Raw genomic sequence first — 16,980 nt, 5'->3', positions numbered from 1 at the left:
ACACGTGCGTCCACAGGCCCGCTCACGCCGCGTACCCTTGTGGCGTGCCCATCGACACCCTTGTCACCATGACCGGTGCCGTCCGCGATATTGCCCTCGGGATGACCGCCGGCGCCCTGCTGATGATTGTCGCGATCGTTCCCGCGCGTCACGCAGCTGCCGAGCGCGCCAGCACGATCGCCCGGATCAGCGCCGCCGTATGGGCTCTCTCTGCCGTGGCCTACATCTTCATCTCGTACGCCTACATTCGGAACGACGCCATCGCGCCATCGAGATTTGTTGAAGAAGTGTGGTCCTTCGCGACCACCATCCCGTTGGGTCAGGCCTACCTGCAGATGGCTATTGCGGCACTCTTTGTGTCCATCGTGGCTGGACTTGTCCGCACCCCAGCGAGCGCAGCCTGGGCCATGGTTCCGCTCCTGTGGGCCTTGGGGTGGCAGGCCCAGACCGGCCACGCGGCTGGCGCCACGGATCACCACCTCGCGACCTCTGCGATGTTCCTGCACCTGGGCGGATCCGCGCTGTGGATGGGGATGCTCGGTGCGCTGGCGCTCATGCGCAAGCCTCTAGGACTGGACGCCAAGAACGCTGTGATCCGCAGTTCCAAGATCATGATCTGGGCTGCCGTGGCGCTCGTGGTCTCTGGCGCTGCGAACGCCTGGGTGCGTATTGACTCGCCAGCGGACTTCGTCACGACCACCTACGGATGGCTGTTGACAGCGAAGATCGCCCTGATGGCGCTGGCCGTGGGACTCGCAGCATGGCACCGGCGAGTGGCGCTTCCCAAACTTTCCGACGAGCACGTACGCACCAAGTTCTGGCGCATCCTCACCGTCGACGTCGCCGCCATTGCGGCCGTCATCATCATCGCCGTGGTGATGTCCGGAACAGCGCCGCCGGTCCCCATCGTCGCCGTCGAGGACCCGACCCCCGCCTACTTCCTCACGGGATACGGATTGCCGCCCGCACCATCGGCCCTCAACTGGATCATCCAGTGGCGACTCGAGATCCTCTCCCTCTTTGTGGTGCTGGCCATGGCGCTGGTGTACGTCCGCTGGGTCATTCGCCTGCGCCGCCGCGGCGACTCCTGGCCCTGGTACCGGACAGCATCGTTCCTTGTCGGCATGACTGTCATGTTGTGGATCACGCAGGGTGCACCCACGGTCTACGGCATGGTCACGTTCTCGGGCCACATGGTGGAGCACATGCTCCTGGTGATGGTGGCGCCCATTCCGCTCGCCCTCGGTGCGCCCATCACCTTGGCGCTCCGGGCTCTGCCGGCGCGCAAGGATGGTACTCGCGGTCCGCGCGAATGGATCCGCACCATCGTGGAATCGCGCATCGCCCGGTTCTTTGCCAATCCCATCGTGGCGGCCGTCAACTTCGCTGGCTCCCTCGTGGTCTTCTACTACTCGCCGCTGTTCGAGTTCGCGCTGCGCAACCATGCCGGGCACATCGGCATGATCATCCACTTCACACTGGTGGGCTACTTCTTCGCGAACGCGCTCGTGGGAATCGACCCCGGGCCCAAACGTCCCGCCTTCCCCCTGCGGATTGTCTTGCTGTTCTCAACCATGGCGTTCCACGCATTCTTTGGAGTGTCGCTCGCGGCCTCTGAAGTGTTGCTGGCGCCCACCTGGTTTGGGCTCATGGGCCGTACCTGGGGTCCTGATGCGATCACCGATCAGCAGTACGGCGGCAACATTGCGTGGGGCATCGGTGAGCTTCCGGTGCTGGCGTTGGCGATTGGCGTGATCATTGCGTGGCGGCTCTCCGATGAACGCGAGGCGAGGCGCAAGGACCGCCAAGCAGAGCGTGACGACGACGCAGAATTGCGTGCCTATAACGCCATGTTGGCCGATGTGACGGAACACGACCGGCGCTCCGGCGAATAGCTTTATCCACAGATTTTGTCCACAGGGATGTGAACAGGTGGTGAACAAGGGGGAGATCCTGTGGAGAAACCTCTGTATAACTCAGAGAGTGAAATCTCACCCCAATCTGGCTTGCGCCGCTAGCCCCACGAGAGTACGACTAGTCCTAGCGGGTTGCGCAGTTCATCGTGGAACAGGTCCCACAAGGGCCGATGCGTACTAGACCAGGCGCTTGACCCTCGGGTTTGTGGGTGAAGTGCCTGGTAAAGATGCGCCTAAGGGCGTAGGTGAGCAGTGTGACCTGGGCGATCAGGACAACGGGAGACCGTGGCACGGCAACAGCCATGGACGGCTAGAGCACGGCCACTGCGGGTGACGGCGTAGGGTCTCGCGGCACCGGTCGCTGGCCGAAAGGTGTTGTCCACAAAGACGACAGGCTGCAGCGTCAATCGCAGCCTTCGCGCCGGGTTATCCCCAGGCAGCGAGAACTTTCGAGCCGTGGGTAGGGCCCCCGGGGTGAACACCCCCGGGGGCCTTCTTCCTGCCCATGGCGGCAAGTTCCCTTTCCTGGTTCGCCAGAGCAGCCTCGCAACGCGGCGTGAGATTCCTCGCCAGGCCGCACGCGCTCCCGAGGCCGGGACCGCACGGCGGTACCTTGAGAAAAGACCGACACCAGCATCGGCGCTACTGCGTTCAATCGCTCAGCTCAGCAGTACAGCTCAGCTGTTCAGCTCAGCAGCGCCTCACCAGTCGAAGGAGCATGATGGACGAGACGCGCACCGCTCGCCGCGACGACGCCGGTGACAGCGAGCCACCCCACTCAAGCGCTGACTCTCCCACGCCTGGAGTCGAGTCGGCCTCGCCGTGGGCATCTATTCCAGAAGCCGACGCCATGCCACGCGGCGCTACTGTGCCAAGAGAGACGAGTGCGGCCAGTGCGACGAGTACGCCCAGTGGGTCGAGCGCGGCCAGCGGGCCCGGTGAACCCGACGACCCAAGTGCGGAACCTGGAAACGAGAGCGATCCCACACCCGCCAAGTCACGCACATGGATGGGAATCACCTCATTCGTGACGGCCATCCTGGGATTCTCGATCGTGGCGATTGTTCTCGGACACTTGGGCTGGCATGCAGCCCGCCACGGACGCGCCCGCCACGGAGCGTTCGCCATCGCGGGCACCATCCTCGGCTGGCTAGGCCTGCTGCTCACCGCCGCAGCCGCATGGTTCTATGTGCAAGACCCGGCACCCGAGCAGGTGGACATTCAGGCGCGGCAGGACATCCATGCCGTGGGGGCAGAAGTCGCAACCCAGGCCGTTGAAACCGGCGCAGTGCCCGAGGTCACGATGACTGACGAGTCCTACATGGTGGGAGCCGTGGATGTTCCTCAGGAACTTGTGACCGAGCACTCCATCAGCATCACTGGCACTGCGACCGCCGAATGGTGTGTTGAGCTCACCTACAGCGGCGGCGAGGTCGGCACATACTCCTACGACGCGCAGGCCGGCGTCGCGGAAGGCTCCTGCAACTAGACGTCCCGGCTGTTGTCGCTGGCCGTGTTGCCCCCGGCGGCCCACTCAGTGCTGTCCAGAACGGCGCCGTCAGGAATGTGACCGCCGCCCTCCAACATCACCGTGCCGCGCACCACGACATCCGACCCGAAAGTCCAGTCGCCGCGCACGGTGAGCGATGCCGCCTCGCGCAGTGACGGAGCACCGGTGGGGAAGCGGGCGTCGAAGTCGCCCACGGTCTTGAAGAACTCGGGGTCCAAGTCCACGAGGGGAGCCTTCGCGGCGTCGAGGCGCAGGCCGCCGTCGGCGTCCAAGCGGTAGGCGTCCGAACGCAACACCAGCAGGTCGTTCGTGGTCTTGACCGGCAGGAAGCGCTCGCGTTCCACCGCGATCGCGGTGGCACCCTCGAAGACCTCGATCGCGGCGCCCATGGCGGACTCGATCTGGAACACCTCGGGGGAGCTGGAGTCTGTGGGGTCCACCGTCTTCTTGTTGCGGATGAGCGGCAGACCCAAGACAGCGCCACGCTCGGAGAGGGCCGCGTACAGGGCCTCGAGGTCAAACCACAGGTTGTTGGTGTGGAAGAACGGGTGGCGGTGTTCGTCCGTGAAGTAGTGCATCTGGTCCGCGGGGGTTTGGGCAGTGTCGCGCAGGATCAGCTGGTTGTCCGCGGTGCGAATGGCGAGGTGGCCGCCCTTACGGTCGGCGAGCGTGCGCACGCATACCTCGGCGGCATAGGGGGCGCCCGAGGCCGCAAACCAGCCCGCGATCTGCGGGTGAGGTACGGCGCCCAGGTTGTCCGAGTTAGAGGCGCTCGCGTACTTGTAGCCGGCATCGAGCAGGGCCTTGAGGACCCCGGAGCCCAACAACGCCGTGTAGATGTCGCCGTGACCCGGAGGGCACCACTCCAGAGACGGGTCCGCGGGCCACTCAACGGGCTCAAGCGAATCCACCAGGAGTTTGGGCTCTTTGTTCTGCAGGAAGTCCAGGGGCAGCCCGTCCACTTCGATGCCTGCGTGGCTGTCCAGCGCCTCAAGAGAGTCGTCGCGCGTACGGAACGAGTTCATGAGGACCAGCGGCAGCGGGGCGTCGTGCTCGCCGCGAGCGTGCGCCACCTGGCGGGCGATGATGTCGAGGAACGAACTGCCCTCGCGCACAGGCAGCAGCGACTTGGCTCGGTCCATGCCCATCGATGTGCCCAGCCCACCGTTGAGCTTGATGATGGCGGTGCGGCGCAGAGCCTCGCTTGCGGCCTCCGGCGAGACGTCGACGTCCGCCAAGCGCTGCGGATCGTGCAGCGGCGTGATGGTCTCCTCCGGGATGAGGCCAGTCGCGCCAGCCTCCAACTCGCCATAGTAGTGGGTGAAGACGTCGATGGCGGCCTGGTTCACGCCCTCGGCGCGCATCTTGTCCTGGGCTCGCTTCAATCCCTCAGCGCTCATAACCCCAGAGTAGTGGCGGGCTGTGTCCGGACACAGCCACGTGAGCGGCTCCTTGAAAGCGCCTTGGAGATGACCGACGTCAGCGCCACGCCCGCTGCGGCCCAGATGCCGTAGGCCACGCCAAGACCCACGCCAGCGCGCAACACCAAGGCCAGCATCGTGAAGGCGCCCGCGTAGCTCGTGACCACGACGGCATAAAGCGAGGGGTGGGTGAGGGCGCCCTTAAGCGACAGAGCTGCGCTGACCTCAAGCAGGATTGCCGCGATCAGCAGGAGCCACGCGGCGAGGGTGTGTCACCTGCCCTGTCCTCGCATGAGCACGACTCCAGTCAGGGGGCATCCAAGCTAAGTGTGCGTTGCGGCGTTCGCAAGCCATAGGGTTGGACGGGCGATCAACGGAGAGACTTTTCCCAAGTCAGTGCAAAGTCCACTTCGCTGCGCTTGAGGAGCCATGCCTTCACTCGATCGGCGCAACGTTCCCTGAGCGCGCCGATGGCGGTGGCTACGTGCTCGACGAAAACATTGAACGAGCCTAAGGTGGGCTGAATCCCCGTCCAGTCGAGCGACTGGGAGCCCAGCCAGAGGCGGGGGAAGATCTACTGAGGCTCCCTCGACCACGTCGAGCAGTTGCGCGGAGCCGGCCGCCGTGAGCGACCCACTCCCGCGCCCGTGGCCGTGTGACATCGTTGAGCGGAACAACCAGAAGTTGCGACGGCGGTCGACACGACGTGACTCCGCAGAGCACCTTGTTGGCACCGTTCGCTGCGCGAGTCAGCGTGACAACGCAGTTGCGACTCTCGAAGGGATACACCGTCGAGTAGGTAACGACGCTCTGGGGGCGAATTCAATGCGCGTCGCGGATGCTCGTGTAGCCGGATGTCACCCCCTCTGCGAGTGCGGAGGCGTTGCGGCCGACCCATACGAACCGTTGGTGTCGGGACAGCCTGTGCTCGAGGGGTGCACCAGACCGCTCGATGCCGAGCCGATCAAGTGTTGTGTCGGCCGGCAACGGCTCAGCGGCGGCGGCTAGCGTGGCGATTGCGCGCTCCAGCATGCCAGTGCGGCAGACCATGGCGTAGCTCTCTCGAGTCTCTACTCCGCAGTCCGCCAGCCACTTCCTGAGACTTGTGCGGTCGAGGTGATCCACGCGTCGGTGCGAAGCGCGCGGACACTTGCGATCGGCACCAACCCAGGTGAAACTGTGAGCCCCCGGATCTCGGCCCGGAAATCCGCTGCGGCGTGCTCAGGTGTGGGAGTACCAACCCGCCCGTCGCGTTCGAACCCCTCGAGGGGATCCACGGCTTCTAGTCGATCTGCCGGACGCGCTCCCTAGTGATACCTCGTGACTCGCCGATGGCGTCGAGCTTTCCGGGTGTGTCTGCGAACGCATACTGGCGAGCACTTCGCGGCCTCGCATCTCCCAACTGTGCCGAGATAGATCAAGACCTCGCGCAAAGCGCTGAGGAACTCGGAGGGCTCTGCAGAGACGGCTAGGCCCCTGGGCGTTCCTGGGGCGTCGACATCGCCGTCGTCCTGAACTGTCGGAGCGACGATGGGGAGGTGCGGATCGCTCGTGAACAGCGCTGCGTAGATCGAGAGGACCGTGGTAGGGGCAATCTGCGGCAATATGGAAAAGTCAACGCGGACATTTCCGAGAGATCGCCGAGCGTAGCCGCGCCCTTTCGACGCGGTACATGCGACGCCTTGTTCATGAGGTTGAGGTCTTGAATGGTTGCTGTAGCTCGGTGCGCAGGGAGGCTCTCCGGCACTCGCAGATGCGGTCGCTCCTTCACTACGCACAGAGCCAGGCCATCGGCGAATGGGTCGGTGTCTTGCCCGGCAAGGTTCTGAGCGGCTGACAGGCCCGCAGCGTTCACGCGTGAGTGCCGGGACTTCGGCGAGCCGAGGTAGTACATCGTGCCAATCCGCTTGTGCGAGCGCGCTTGGACTTGTTCGATCCCCTAGGGTGTTCCATGTATTGAAATAGCGTAGAGATGGTAGCGGCTTGGGAGCCATTCGCTAGTGTGCGAAGCGTGGGGGATACAGCAAGCATGGATAAGACACGCGACATGGGACCGCTGAGTATCCGCAGTCTCGCGCCGAGCTACTTGTCAGATGAACACGGCGTCTATGCCGACATGTTGCTGAGCGCAATCAGGGACAAGTCGTCGATTCGGAATATCGCGCTCACCGGTCCCTATGGCGTTGGCAAGAGCAGTATCCTCCAGCGTGTTGTCGATGTCTTCCCCGATGATGTCGTGGAGGTCTCCCTGTCGACACTCGGCACGGGCGATCCAACCGAGACGAGGAAGGCGCCCCGGGGAAAGGCGCGCGAGCGTGAGGCGCGCGAGCTCCAGAGGGAGATCGTCAAGCAAATCCTGTATCGCCTGCATCCCGCAAAGATGCCTCGGTCGCGGTTTAGGCGAACTGCAGCGGTCGTCGTGTGGCGCGAAGCGGGCGCGGCATTGTTGGCAGGTGCCGTATTCGCCGTCGCGGCCACAATGTTTGGCTGGCTCACTCCGCTGCAGAATCTGATGCCGGACGGTGCGACGAGCTATCTCGGGGTCGCGGTCGCAGTCGCGGCATTCGGTTCAGTGTGGTTGGCGATTCGGACGGCTCTCGGCGGGAGCTTTCGACTTGAGAAAATCACGGCGGGCGCCGCAACCGTGTCTGTAGCAACTAAAGAAGACTCATACTTCGATGAGTTTCTCGATGAGATTGTCTACTTCTTCGAGGTCAGCGGCCGGCGCATAGTGCTCTTCGAGGATCTGGATCGGTACAACAACAGCGCGATCTTCGAAGACCTGCGAGCGTTGAACGGCACGCTAAATCGCGCGGACCAGCTGCGGCGCTGGCGCCCGAGCAAGCGCGGACTTGCAGCGGTGTGGGGTCGTGCTCAAACACTGTGGACTTCACACGATGGGCTGAAGCGACTTGCAGCGTTGGCGAGGCCTGGCTCGTGGAGGGATCTCGGCCCAGGACCGGTCCGGTTCATCTATGCGGTGAAGGACAGCCTGTTTGCATCTCTCGAGGAGGGCCACGACCAGGACGCGGCGCGACGCGAGTTGGGGCGCAGCAATAGAACGAAGTTCTTCGAACTTGTCGTGCCGGTGGTGCCGTTCATCTCCCATAGGAATGCCAGCGGCTTGTTGGAGGCGGAGTTCAAGGGCGCCGTAGAGTTGCCGGATCCCGAGCTATTGAGAGCCGTCGCGCCCCACTTGGCGGAGATGCGGCTGATCAAGAACTTCCGAACTGAATACGATGTCTTCTATGACAGGCTCGTGGCGGCCGAGCTGAGTGCGCCGGGAATCAGCGCCAACATCATGTTTGCTTTGGTGGCCTACAAACAAGCACACATGCGGGAATTCGAGAAGATCAGGTTGCGTGACAGCGAACTTGACCGCCTGCATGATGCTGGTCGCCGCATGGTCGCGGCCGCGATTGAGCGTCACCGGGACGCAATCGTCGAGGCGACAAAGAAGGTAGAGCAATCCGTCCCAACGTCGCCGGCGCAAGCCGAGAGGTGGGGAGCCGCGTTAGTGCGGATTGCCGAGGTGTTTGCAAACGCTCAGACCAGCAACCCGCTCCGCACTATCGACTTGTTCAACCTCGGTCAAGCGAGGTACGACCGCGAGGCCATATGTCGCCCCGAGTTCTGGGACGCAGTTCGTGCCGGTAGTGAGTACGTAGAGATTCTAGGAACTGATGCGAGTGGGCGGAGGAGAGTGGCGTATCGAGCTACTTGCGATCAGATCATCAGCGGTGTCGTTGGCGCGGGCGGAGTTTCGTCATTGAACGAAGCGCTCGCACGCGACCAGCAGAAGTTGATTCGCACGCACGAGCAGGCGGTCGAAGCTCTAAGGCACGCAACCTGGGAGCTTCTACTGGAGCATCCGAGCCTTACCGAGCAGCGGTCCGCGCCGGAAGGCGAGAACAGTCCCCGAGAAGTGCCGGAGAGGACCGCTGCAGCTCTAGCGGACAGGGCGCCTGAAGCGGCAGGGGATCCGACTACCTTCGACCGGCTCATTGAGCGTTATCTCAGTTCCGACCTTGCGCGCCTGCTCGTTCGTCAGGGCTACCTCGGTGAGTACTTTGACGTTTATAGCGCGATTCAACAGAGCGCTGGCATGAGTGTGCGTGCACTGCAATACCTTATGAGGAACGTTAATCCTGGGCTCAGCGACTGGGACTACGCACTTGAGGACGATGAGATCAAGACGCTCTTGAGCGTTCGTGGCCGGGGGCTCTTGTCGGAGAACGCGGCCATCAACTTGTCCATCATGAACCACGTGTTCGCCTCGAGAGACCTTGATAGCGACCCGGTGGTGAAGCTGCTACTGAGAAGGGGTGTTACCGGCTTCCGGGAGTTCCATCGCTATCTCATCGAGGGGGCGCACGGAAAGCGACTCGTGGAGGCGATTACGCCGCATTGGCCAGGTGTTTTCGTCGCAATTGCCGACGCAAGTGATCTCACTTTAGAAGCCCGGGCGAGGTACCTGGATTACGCCTTTCTCGAAATGTCGGAGGGCGTCGAGTACGAGTACTCGAGCGAGTTGGGAGCTCTGCTCCGCGAGACTCTGAGCACGCTCAATACCCCAAAGTTTGACTGGGCGACCTCCACGCGGCAGGCGGTCACGTTAATCTGTGACGCCGTGGGCATCCTGCCGGACGTCACGATCTTCGGGCCTACCGGGCAGGACGTCATTCGCGAGCGAGGTGCCTTCGAGGTTAACGCAAGGAACCTTGCAGTGCTCGTGGATAGCGCAACGATCTCGCTCGATGTCTTAAGGCATGAGCCGCTGGTTCATCAGAGAGCGCGCGCTGACCTCTCACACTACGTAGATGCGGTGCGCGAAAGCAAGACCACGAGCTACGCAATTGCCGATCCTGCGAACTTCGTTGAGGAGCTGCAAGGTCTCGAACCCGGCGAGGCTTTTGTGGCCCTTCTGGCCTTGACGCCGGCCGACTGCATCGTTGAGGACATTTCGCAGGTGTCACCGGAGTTGTGGACGGAACTGGGTGCCGCCGGTAGGTATGCACTGGTCGTGTCCAACGTTGCTGAGCTGTTGGACGCATCGAGCGACGGATCTCTCGACGCAACCATATGTGAACGTATTCGTGCCGGCGAGAAGGTCGTACACGATGTCGAACGAGACAATGCGCGGATTGTCCGTGTCGCGTATGCGATCCTCAACGCTGCGAGCGTCGAAGCTCTCTTGCGCGTCGACCGTGTCAGTCGCCTGGGGGTAACGAACCTCGACCCCGCGGGTATCATTGACGGTGCGGGGCTCATGGCTGCCGGACTCCTGGAAGAGAGCATTGTGCCCGACGACGGCGTGACGTTGTCGGGGCCGCTCGTAGAGCAGTGGCGTGATCGAGAGGGTGCGCTTCGAGTCTCGTCATACGCGCCCATGAACCTCTCGTCGAGCATCCTGCCAGCTGATCACCTCGCGCAGTTCATTTCGAGTCCAGTTATTGGCGATGGGTTCAAGCGAGAAGCCGTCGCGAGCTTTGGCGAACTCCTTGCTGGTGCGAAGTCGGCGGAGGTCGACGAGATCAGTCGCGCGCTGGTCCAGTCGGCGCTTGTGCCCGGAGCCGACGCGGTTCAGGAGCTCGTTGAGCATGGCCTAGGCGAGCCGATGGTGGTTCTGGAACTGCTGGGAAGATCGCTCGAAACGGAGAACGTTGACGGCCTGCATGCGGTCTTGTCCGCGCTGGGGGACCCCTACGCGAAGCTGACTAGGCGAGGGCGGCCACCCGTTGATCTGCCCCGGAGCCTTGAAGTCCAAACCCTGCTCGATCGACTCGTGATTGATGGTCTTGTGTCCTCGTATACGGAGAGGCGAGCGAGCTACCGGGTGAATCGGCGTCGCGGGTAGGTGGGAAGGCTTGGGGCCACGAGTCGTGAGCCCATACTGGAGCCACGAGACGCGAGCTCGAGGTGTTTCCCCAGGGGCCGAAGTCGTCAGGAAGCCACGCGTCAGCAGGAAGGTCGTTGCGGTTAGGATGAGGCCGAAACGACTGCTGGCAGACCTCATTGTTGTCCCAGGTGAGTGGTGAGTCGTTCCAGTTCTTGATCGTGTTCTTGCTGAGCATTGTGATCTTGGCCCGCCGTCGACGACTCATGCTGCCCGTCGCGAGTTCTTCGTCCACTACGAGGCGTCGTAGCAACATCAGGTCTCCGATAGCTTGCGTTGGCTACCCAAGCACGCGTCGCCAGTGTGCGTCTGGCGATTCGACGTAGCGCACTTCGCGAGGCTCGACGACTCTGCTGAGTGGCTCAAACGCTGAATCGTTAGGAACCTCGTCGCGGTGTAGTTACCCTTCCATGCTTCAGGCCTGAGCCACGTAGTGGCATATTCCAGACGACTCGGCCCGCAACTGGACCACCGTTGACCGGAACCGATCAGACGTGGCGCGGTCGTACCAGCAAGCGGGACACTCGGCTCCGCCGAATCGATTCGGGGATCAATTGGTCCCGCGGTGTCGGCGGGCAAAGGGGCTCAGAACGAAGATAGTGGCTGTCGATCCAAACGTCGGATACCTCGTTGAGATCACGGTCGACCGCAAGTTGGAGCGTTCCGAGTCGGGCGAGCTGACGGGGGTACGGGCCACTGCTTTCGACGGCTATCCCGTGGGGGAGTACACGGCGTTTTTCACGCTTCCCAGGCGGTCGGACGGGACAACGCCTAAGCCGTCGGTGGAAGTCGTAAAGGAGGCTTCGGGCCCTCTGCGGTCTGGGGGTACGGCGCGATGAAGGAAGCCTGAGCGCCATGTCCGTCGCGGGAAGGCTTCGCGGGGCAGGGGTGGTGCTCTTCGGCCTGTCGCGGGGTGCTGGACTGCGTTGGCTCCGATTCGCTCTCCCCTAGGGAGCCCTGCGTCGCTGGGCGGTACTTCGGCCGCAGACTGGTATCCGTTATGAGGCGGTGAGAAAAGAGGACCGGAGGTAGGCGTGAACGCACGTCACCTGCCTCAGCGCCCACTGGCATACAAGTGCAGGTGCAGACCATTCCAGGCCAGTCGGTTGAGTATGTCGTTCGCGCTGCGAGTGCTATTGGTTCCTTCTACCGGGGGCCGCCGCACATCGCCCTCACGCTGGAGGTAGGCGATCACTTGTAGGCGCTCATGCGTCTCGTCTATCGCAACCCGTAGCCCGCGATGGCGAAGTGCGTGTCGAGAGGCCGGACGGTGTGCGTTGACTTCGGCACACATCTGCCGGACAGCTGTCGGTCCGCTTGCGATCGACCTCCGCGAACCTGCACATATCAGGGTTCGGGGGCAGATGCGGTCGGGCAAATCGAGCCTCGTTTGCACGTTGTTGGCGCAATTCACGCCCAGCGAAGACGTGAGTGTTGTAGGCGTGGATCTGTGCAGGGGTTCCCCTTACGGCGGTGCGCGAGATCGATGGACATGCTTCCCCCGCGACCACAGACAAGTACGCAGGGATGGCGCGCAACAACATCAGTTTGGCCGCGGAAGCCTCAACGCATTCGGGGCACGGTACACAAGTAGCCCGGCAGGCAGACGCAGCACGTCAGACAGTGGATGGGGGCGCAAGCTGAGTCCGCGAAAGGCGGGGAAATGGAGCGGGTGACGGGAATCGAACCCGCGCTATCAGCTTGGGAAGCTGAAGTTCTACCATTGAACTACACCCGCAAGCCCCGTGAGGGGCCGTGCTCGAACCATAGTAGCGGGCACGATCGACGGTCGTCGCACCATGCCACACCATGCCGCACCCACACGACACCGTGCTGCGCCAGCAGCCCCAGCGGCGTGAGGGCTTAGTTCATCCCGTGGGCTCGCATGGTGAATGACGTGGTGCGGGTCTCACCTGGTTCGAGGACAAAGATGCCGGTGTCTGCCTGGCCGGCGGCGGCGAGTGCGAAGCCGTTGTTGACGTGGGAGACGGGTTCGAACGCCCAATAGTCACGCCCCACTGGGATGTAGAGGACGGCGTGGGTGAGATCGGCGTCTGCGGCGATATCGAGTTGCACGGCTCCGGGCCATTCGATGTGTGCCAGTTCTTTGCCGGTGCGTCCGGTGAAGCAGTCGTCGACTCCCCCGGGGCCGAGCGGGCGTTGCTCACGGAAGTCGGCTTCTGTGCGGATCTCGCCAGCGGGGGCATCGGCCATGCCGGCGTCGAGCGCATAGGCCGCGCTCACGTGCGTGGTGAGGAGGGCATCGGTGGATCCCGCGACTTGGCGTTGGAAGTAGGGGTGGGAGCCAAAGCCTGCGGGGAACGGTTCCTCGTCGATGTTGGTGACGGAGTACGTCCAGACAAACGTGTCGCCTTCGAGGGCGTAGGTGTAGGTCGCGCTGAAGTTCCAGGGCCAGTTGACGCCGTAGAGACCGGTGGATTCGAAGGTGAGGGTCACGGTCTGCGCGGTCTGCGCGGTGACCTTCCACGGGTACTCCCAGGCGGCGCCGTGCATGGCGGTGCCGTCGACGGAGTTGCGACGCATCTGATAGTTGCGGCCGTTGAAGGTGAGGACGCCGTCGCGGATACGGTTTGACCAGGGCGCGAGGGGGTAGGACGCAGAGAGGCGGGGGTCGTCGATGTCTGCGGGGCTTGGTCGCATGACGTCCTGCCACGTGTCTCCTAGGCGAATCTCGCCAGAGGTCACCGATCCGCCGAGTTCTGGCTGAAGGGTGATGCGCCAAATGTCGTTCTCAATGGTCACCGCATGTGTCATGCCTGCCATTGTGCGGCATCGGGAACAAATCCGAGGCGAGCCCGCGCCGTCGGCCCCTCGGGAGTCGCCGCGTACTCCGCCGCTATGTGCCCGGCACCGGGCAAATCGCCTAGGCCTACCGGTCCTGCAACGAGTCCAGCGCCACCATCAGGCCCAGGACCACACGCTCGTCGTACCGGGTATCGAAAACCGTGACGCGGTACAGGTCCCGGACACCGCCCTTGCGCTTGATCGTCATGGCGACCGAACCATCGGGCGCATGGATGGAGAAGTTGTACGGAATGAAGTTAATGAACCGGCGTGCGATGGCTTTGCCCGTCGAGTCCTCATTTGCGGTCAACTGCGGCAGGCCCGGTGCATCGAGGTACCAGGTGGAGTTCATGAGCGACTTCGCGAAGTCCTTGCTGAAGCTGCCGATCGCCTGGTGCTGCGCGTCAAACACGTCGACCACTGACTTGATGTCCATGACGTTGCGCGCCTTGAACGAGAAAACCACCTCGGACTTCGTGTCGTCGGTGTAGAAGGTGATCTCTTCCTTGAGCTTCATGCGCTTTTGTTGCGCGAACGCGAAGGGCTCTCCGCCCGTGAAATCCGCGCCGGTGCGGTTGATTTCGTAGCGGTTCACACCAAGGGTGTAGCGCTGCTTGATTGTGTAGTACTCCGGGGACTCGGCCATGCGTACACCTTATCCAGCCTGTGAACCTGCGGGAATACCTGAGATACCTGCTTCTGTTGGCCTTCACGCAGGCGCCGCCTCGGGGAGATTCCCCTTGACGCCCTTGGGGTGGTCGTGGCGCCACGCATGACAGGAGGAGCAGTCACTATGGCAATTGGTTCCGGTATTTTCCTGATCGCAGTTGGCGCGATCCTTGCTTTCGCGCTCAACGAGACCGTGGACGCGGTCAACCTCGTGATGGTCGGATGGATTCTGATGGGTGCCGGCGCTATCGGCATCATCGTGTCCCTCATCGTGAATGGCCAGCGCCGCAACACCACGCACACGCAAGTGCGTGAAGAGCACGTCGATCACCACGATGTGCAGCACCGCAACCCGGATCAGCGCAACGTCGAGGGCTAACCTCGCCGCGCTCCGGGAGCGCACTCCTGTGACGCGCGCCTAGAGCGGGAAGGGTGCCTAAGGCTGGTTCGAGGCATCCTCGACGCTCTGGGCGCGCAGTCGCAGAATTGCATCGTCGCGGGAGAGGGTTTGCCTTGGGTAGGTGAACTCGAGGTGGGGCCGATGCCGGTGGTACGTGATCTCCATGTTCCAGTACCGCACGGCCCACATGGTGGCGGCGATGGACACCGCGATGGCGGCGATTGCTCCGACGCCGACGGCCCAGCGAGGCCCGGCTTGTTCACCTATCCATCCGATGATGGGTGCGCCGATAGGTGTCGATCCCATGAGGATCATCGAATAGAGCGCCATGACACGCCCACGCATGCGTGGTTCGGTGGTGGTCTGGATGAGCGCGTTGGCGCTGGTCAGCATGGTGAGGGCGGAGAACCCGACGGCTACCGACGCCAGCATGTAGAGCTCGAAGGTGGGCATGGACGCCATCACGGCGCTCGAGACACCAAACAGAAGGGCTGCGCCCAGGGGCAGGCGAAGTCTGATGCGGGTCCGTCGGGCTGCGAGAAGTGCTCCCGCTAACGATCCGATGGCGAGGACGGACCCCATTAACCCGTAGTCCTCGGGTCCTCGATCGAAGGCGACGCGTGCCATGAGTGCGCTGGTCATCTGGAAGTTCAGTCCGAAGGCAGCCACGGTGGAGACCACGATCATCACCACAATGATCTCCGGTCTGCCGCGGACGTAGCGGAGCCCTTCTTTGACTTGGCCGGGTTCTCGTGGGGCACGGTCCATGATCCACAGCTCGCTCTTGCGCATGGCGACCAGGGAGAGCACGGTTGCGATGAACGTGAGGCCGTTGATGATGAACACCCAGCCAATCCCGACCCAGGCGACTGTGAGGCCGGCGACGGCTGGCCCGATCAACCTGGCGCCGTTAAAGGCGGTCGCGTTGAGGCCCACTGCGTTGGACAGGCCTTCGGGTGGGACCAGGGCTGCCACATAGGTTTGGCGTGCTGGGGTGTCGATAGCGCCCACCACTCCGAGTGCGAAAGCGAACCCGTAGACCTGCCACAGTTCTGCATGGCCTGTCAGGACGAGTGCGCCTAGCCCGAGTCCGAGGGCGCCGGCCAGTGACTGCGTAATGATGAGGAGTTTGCGTTGGTCGACACGGTCCGCGAGGACGCCGGCCCACGGTCCAAGGAGCAGGAACGGCAAGAACTGCAGGGCTGTCGTAATGCCCACCGCGACACCAGAGTCATCGGTGAGGTGGGTGAGGACGAGCCAGTCTTGCGCGACGCGTTGCATCCATGTGCCGACGTTGGAGACGAGAGCGCCAGCGAACCATAGCCGGTAGTTGTAGTACCCCAGCGATGCAAACGTTCGGCTCATGATGGGCCGATGCTGGAGTGAGTGGGCATGCCTCTAACCTACGTCGCATTCTGAGGGTTGGGGTGGCTACGGGTTGGTAGCCTCTGCGTCATGGATGAGAAGTCGCTGAACCGACGCGTAGCAGGTGCGCAAGCGCGTATCGCAGGAGCGGTGTTCCTGTTGATCTTGGCTATCGCAGGCTGGATCGGCAACATCTTCACTGTGATCTTTACCTTGGTCGCCGAGCCTGGGGCGTGGCCGTTGTGGCTCTCGGTGCCTTTTCTTATCGCCTCCTTGATAGGGCCTTTGCTTGCACGGTGGCTCTGGAGCGGCGCAGTCAAAACTCTGACTGAGGTGCAGCGTCAGCGCACGTTGACCGGTCTGGGCTCGGTGACCGGGCCATTGCCTCAGTACGATGCTCCGGCGCCTGTGGGTGACGTGGTTGCCCATCTCGAGTCATTGGATGAGAAAGAGCTCCCCTACACGGTGTCTGTTGAGCCCGACGGTAGGGGTGCGAAGGTCACGGTGCAGTGGCGCGTTGAGGACCTCAAGTGGCGTACATTCATGCAACGCGGGAAGCTCGTCTTCCGGTGGCGCATGATCGTCACCCTCGACGCTGACAAGGGCACGTATAAGTTTGCGGAGTACCACTCGTCGTCCACCATCGTGGGAGACGTTGCGAAGGGAACGCTCAGTGGGGCGAAGTCGTGGAACAGGTCCAAGTCGATGGGCGCGGGCAAGGTGAGCCATGTGTGGGCTGTGGGGGAAGTGACGTCGCCGGATGGCCGGGGAACGCACGGCAAGGCTGCGCTCAGGCCCTCGGACGCCAAGATTCCTGTCTTCACTGTTCTCCGTGCCTACGGCTGGCGCCCCAAGCGTGACAGCACCTTGGCTCGCGCCTGGGAGTACTAGCGGCTAGGCCGATCACGAAGAGGGGAGCAACACGGTGAAACGCAGCACCATGTGCATGATTGTGGGAACGATGGCAGTGGGGGTAGGGCTCGCGGGATGCAGCGCCA

10 protein-coding genes and 1 tRNA gene are annotated in these 16,980 nt (G+C 63.0%); 5 read left to right on the top strand and 6 right to left on the bottom strand.

The genetic code is table 11. The annotated features are described in order from the left end of the window. Positions 1-44 precede the first annotated feature (44 nt). A complete protein-coding gene (locus AOP79_RS03390) occupies positions 45-1,895 on the top strand; it encodes a bifunctional copper resistance protein CopD/cytochrome c oxidase assembly protein (RefSeq protein WP_062070410.1) in 1,851 nt (616 codons plus the stop codon). 739 nt (positions 1,896-2,634) lie between these two features. Further along, positions 2,635-3,405, top strand: a complete 771-nt coding sequence (locus AOP79_RS11690) for a DUF4190 domain-containing protein (protein ID WP_152647979.1) — start codon at positions 2,635-2,637, stop codon at positions 3,403-3,405. Here the strand turns inward: AOP79_RS11690 and AOP79_RS03375 are convergent. Beyond that, positions 3,402-4,826, bottom strand: coding sequence for a UTP--glucose-1-phosphate uridylyltransferase (locus AOP79_RS03375; protein ID WP_062070404.1), 1,425 nt, complete (start codon positions 4,824-4,826; stop codon positions 3,402-3,404). The genes AOP79_RS11690 and AOP79_RS03375 overlap by 4 nt on opposite strands. Beyond that, entirely contained in the window at positions 4,823-5,059 is a 237-nt protein-coding gene (locus AOP79_RS11550) for an SMR family transporter (protein ID WP_236683231.1), read from the bottom strand. Before AOP79_RS11550 ends, AOP79_RS03375 begins: the two co-directional genes overlap by 4 nt. Positions 5,060-6,876: 1,817 nt before the next feature. Between AOP79_RS11550 and AOP79_RS03360 the strand changes: the two genes are divergently transcribed. After that, a complete protein-coding gene (locus tag AOP79_RS03360; protein ID WP_062070398.1) occupies positions 6,877-10,704 on the top strand; it encodes a YobI family P-loop NTPase in 3,828 nt (1,275 codons plus the stop codon). A 1,703-nt stretch (positions 10,705-12,407) separates the two neighbouring features. Here AOP79_RS03360 and AOP79_RS03350 read toward each other — a convergent pair. The 3 genes from AOP79_RS03350 to AOP79_RS03340 all read right to left on the bottom strand — a co-directional run bounded on the left by AOP79_RS03350 (position 12,408) and on the right by AOP79_RS03340 (position 14,194). Next, a tRNA-Gly gene (locus AOP79_RS03350) sits at positions 12,408-12,481 on the bottom strand. A 125-nt stretch (positions 12,482-12,606) separates the two neighbouring features. Then, the gene (locus tag AOP79_RS03345) at positions 12,607-13,518 is read right to left on the bottom strand and encodes an aldose epimerase family protein (protein WP_062070394.1); all 912 of its coding nucleotides are present in this window, start codon (positions 13,516-13,518) and stop codon (positions 12,607-12,609) included. Between the two features lie 115 nt (positions 13,519-13,633). Beyond that, on the bottom strand, positions 13,634-14,194 hold the full coding sequence (locus AOP79_RS03340) for an LURP-one-related/scramblase family protein (protein WP_062070393.1): 561 nt from the start codon (positions 14,192-14,194) through the stop codon (positions 13,634-13,636). A 147-nt stretch (positions 14,195-14,341) separates the two neighbouring features. Here AOP79_RS03340 and AOP79_RS03335 point away from each other — a divergent pair, with 147 nt between their 5' ends. Next, a complete protein-coding gene (locus tag AOP79_RS03335; RefSeq protein WP_062070392.1) occupies positions 14,342-14,596 on the top strand; it encodes a DUF6458 family protein in 255 nt (84 codons plus the stop codon). A gap of 57 nt (positions 14,597-14,653) precedes the next feature. On the opposite strand, the gene AOP79_RS03330 is transcribed toward AOP79_RS03335, so the two are convergent. Then, the gene (locus tag AOP79_RS03330; protein WP_062070390.1) at positions 14,654-15,982 is read right to left on the bottom strand and encodes an MFS transporter; all 1,329 of its coding nucleotides are present in this window, start codon (positions 15,980-15,982) and stop codon (positions 14,654-14,656) included. 90 nt (positions 15,983-16,072) lie between these two features. Between AOP79_RS03330 and AOP79_RS03325 the strand changes: the two genes are divergently transcribed. Beyond that, a complete protein-coding gene (locus AOP79_RS03325) occupies positions 16,073-16,873 on the top strand; it encodes a hypothetical protein (RefSeq protein ID WP_062070388.1) in 801 nt (266 codons plus the stop codon). Positions 16,874-16,980 lie beyond the last annotated feature (107 nt).

It is taken from the genome of Demequina sediminicola (assembly GCF_000975055.1).
In the GTDB taxonomy this organism is placed as follows: Bacteria; Actinomycetota; Actinomycetes; order Actinomycetales; family Demequinaceae; genus Demequina; species Demequina sediminicola.
The sequence above is the reverse complement of the archived record's forward strand: the minus strand, read 5'-3'. Positions and strand labels throughout refer to the sequence as shown.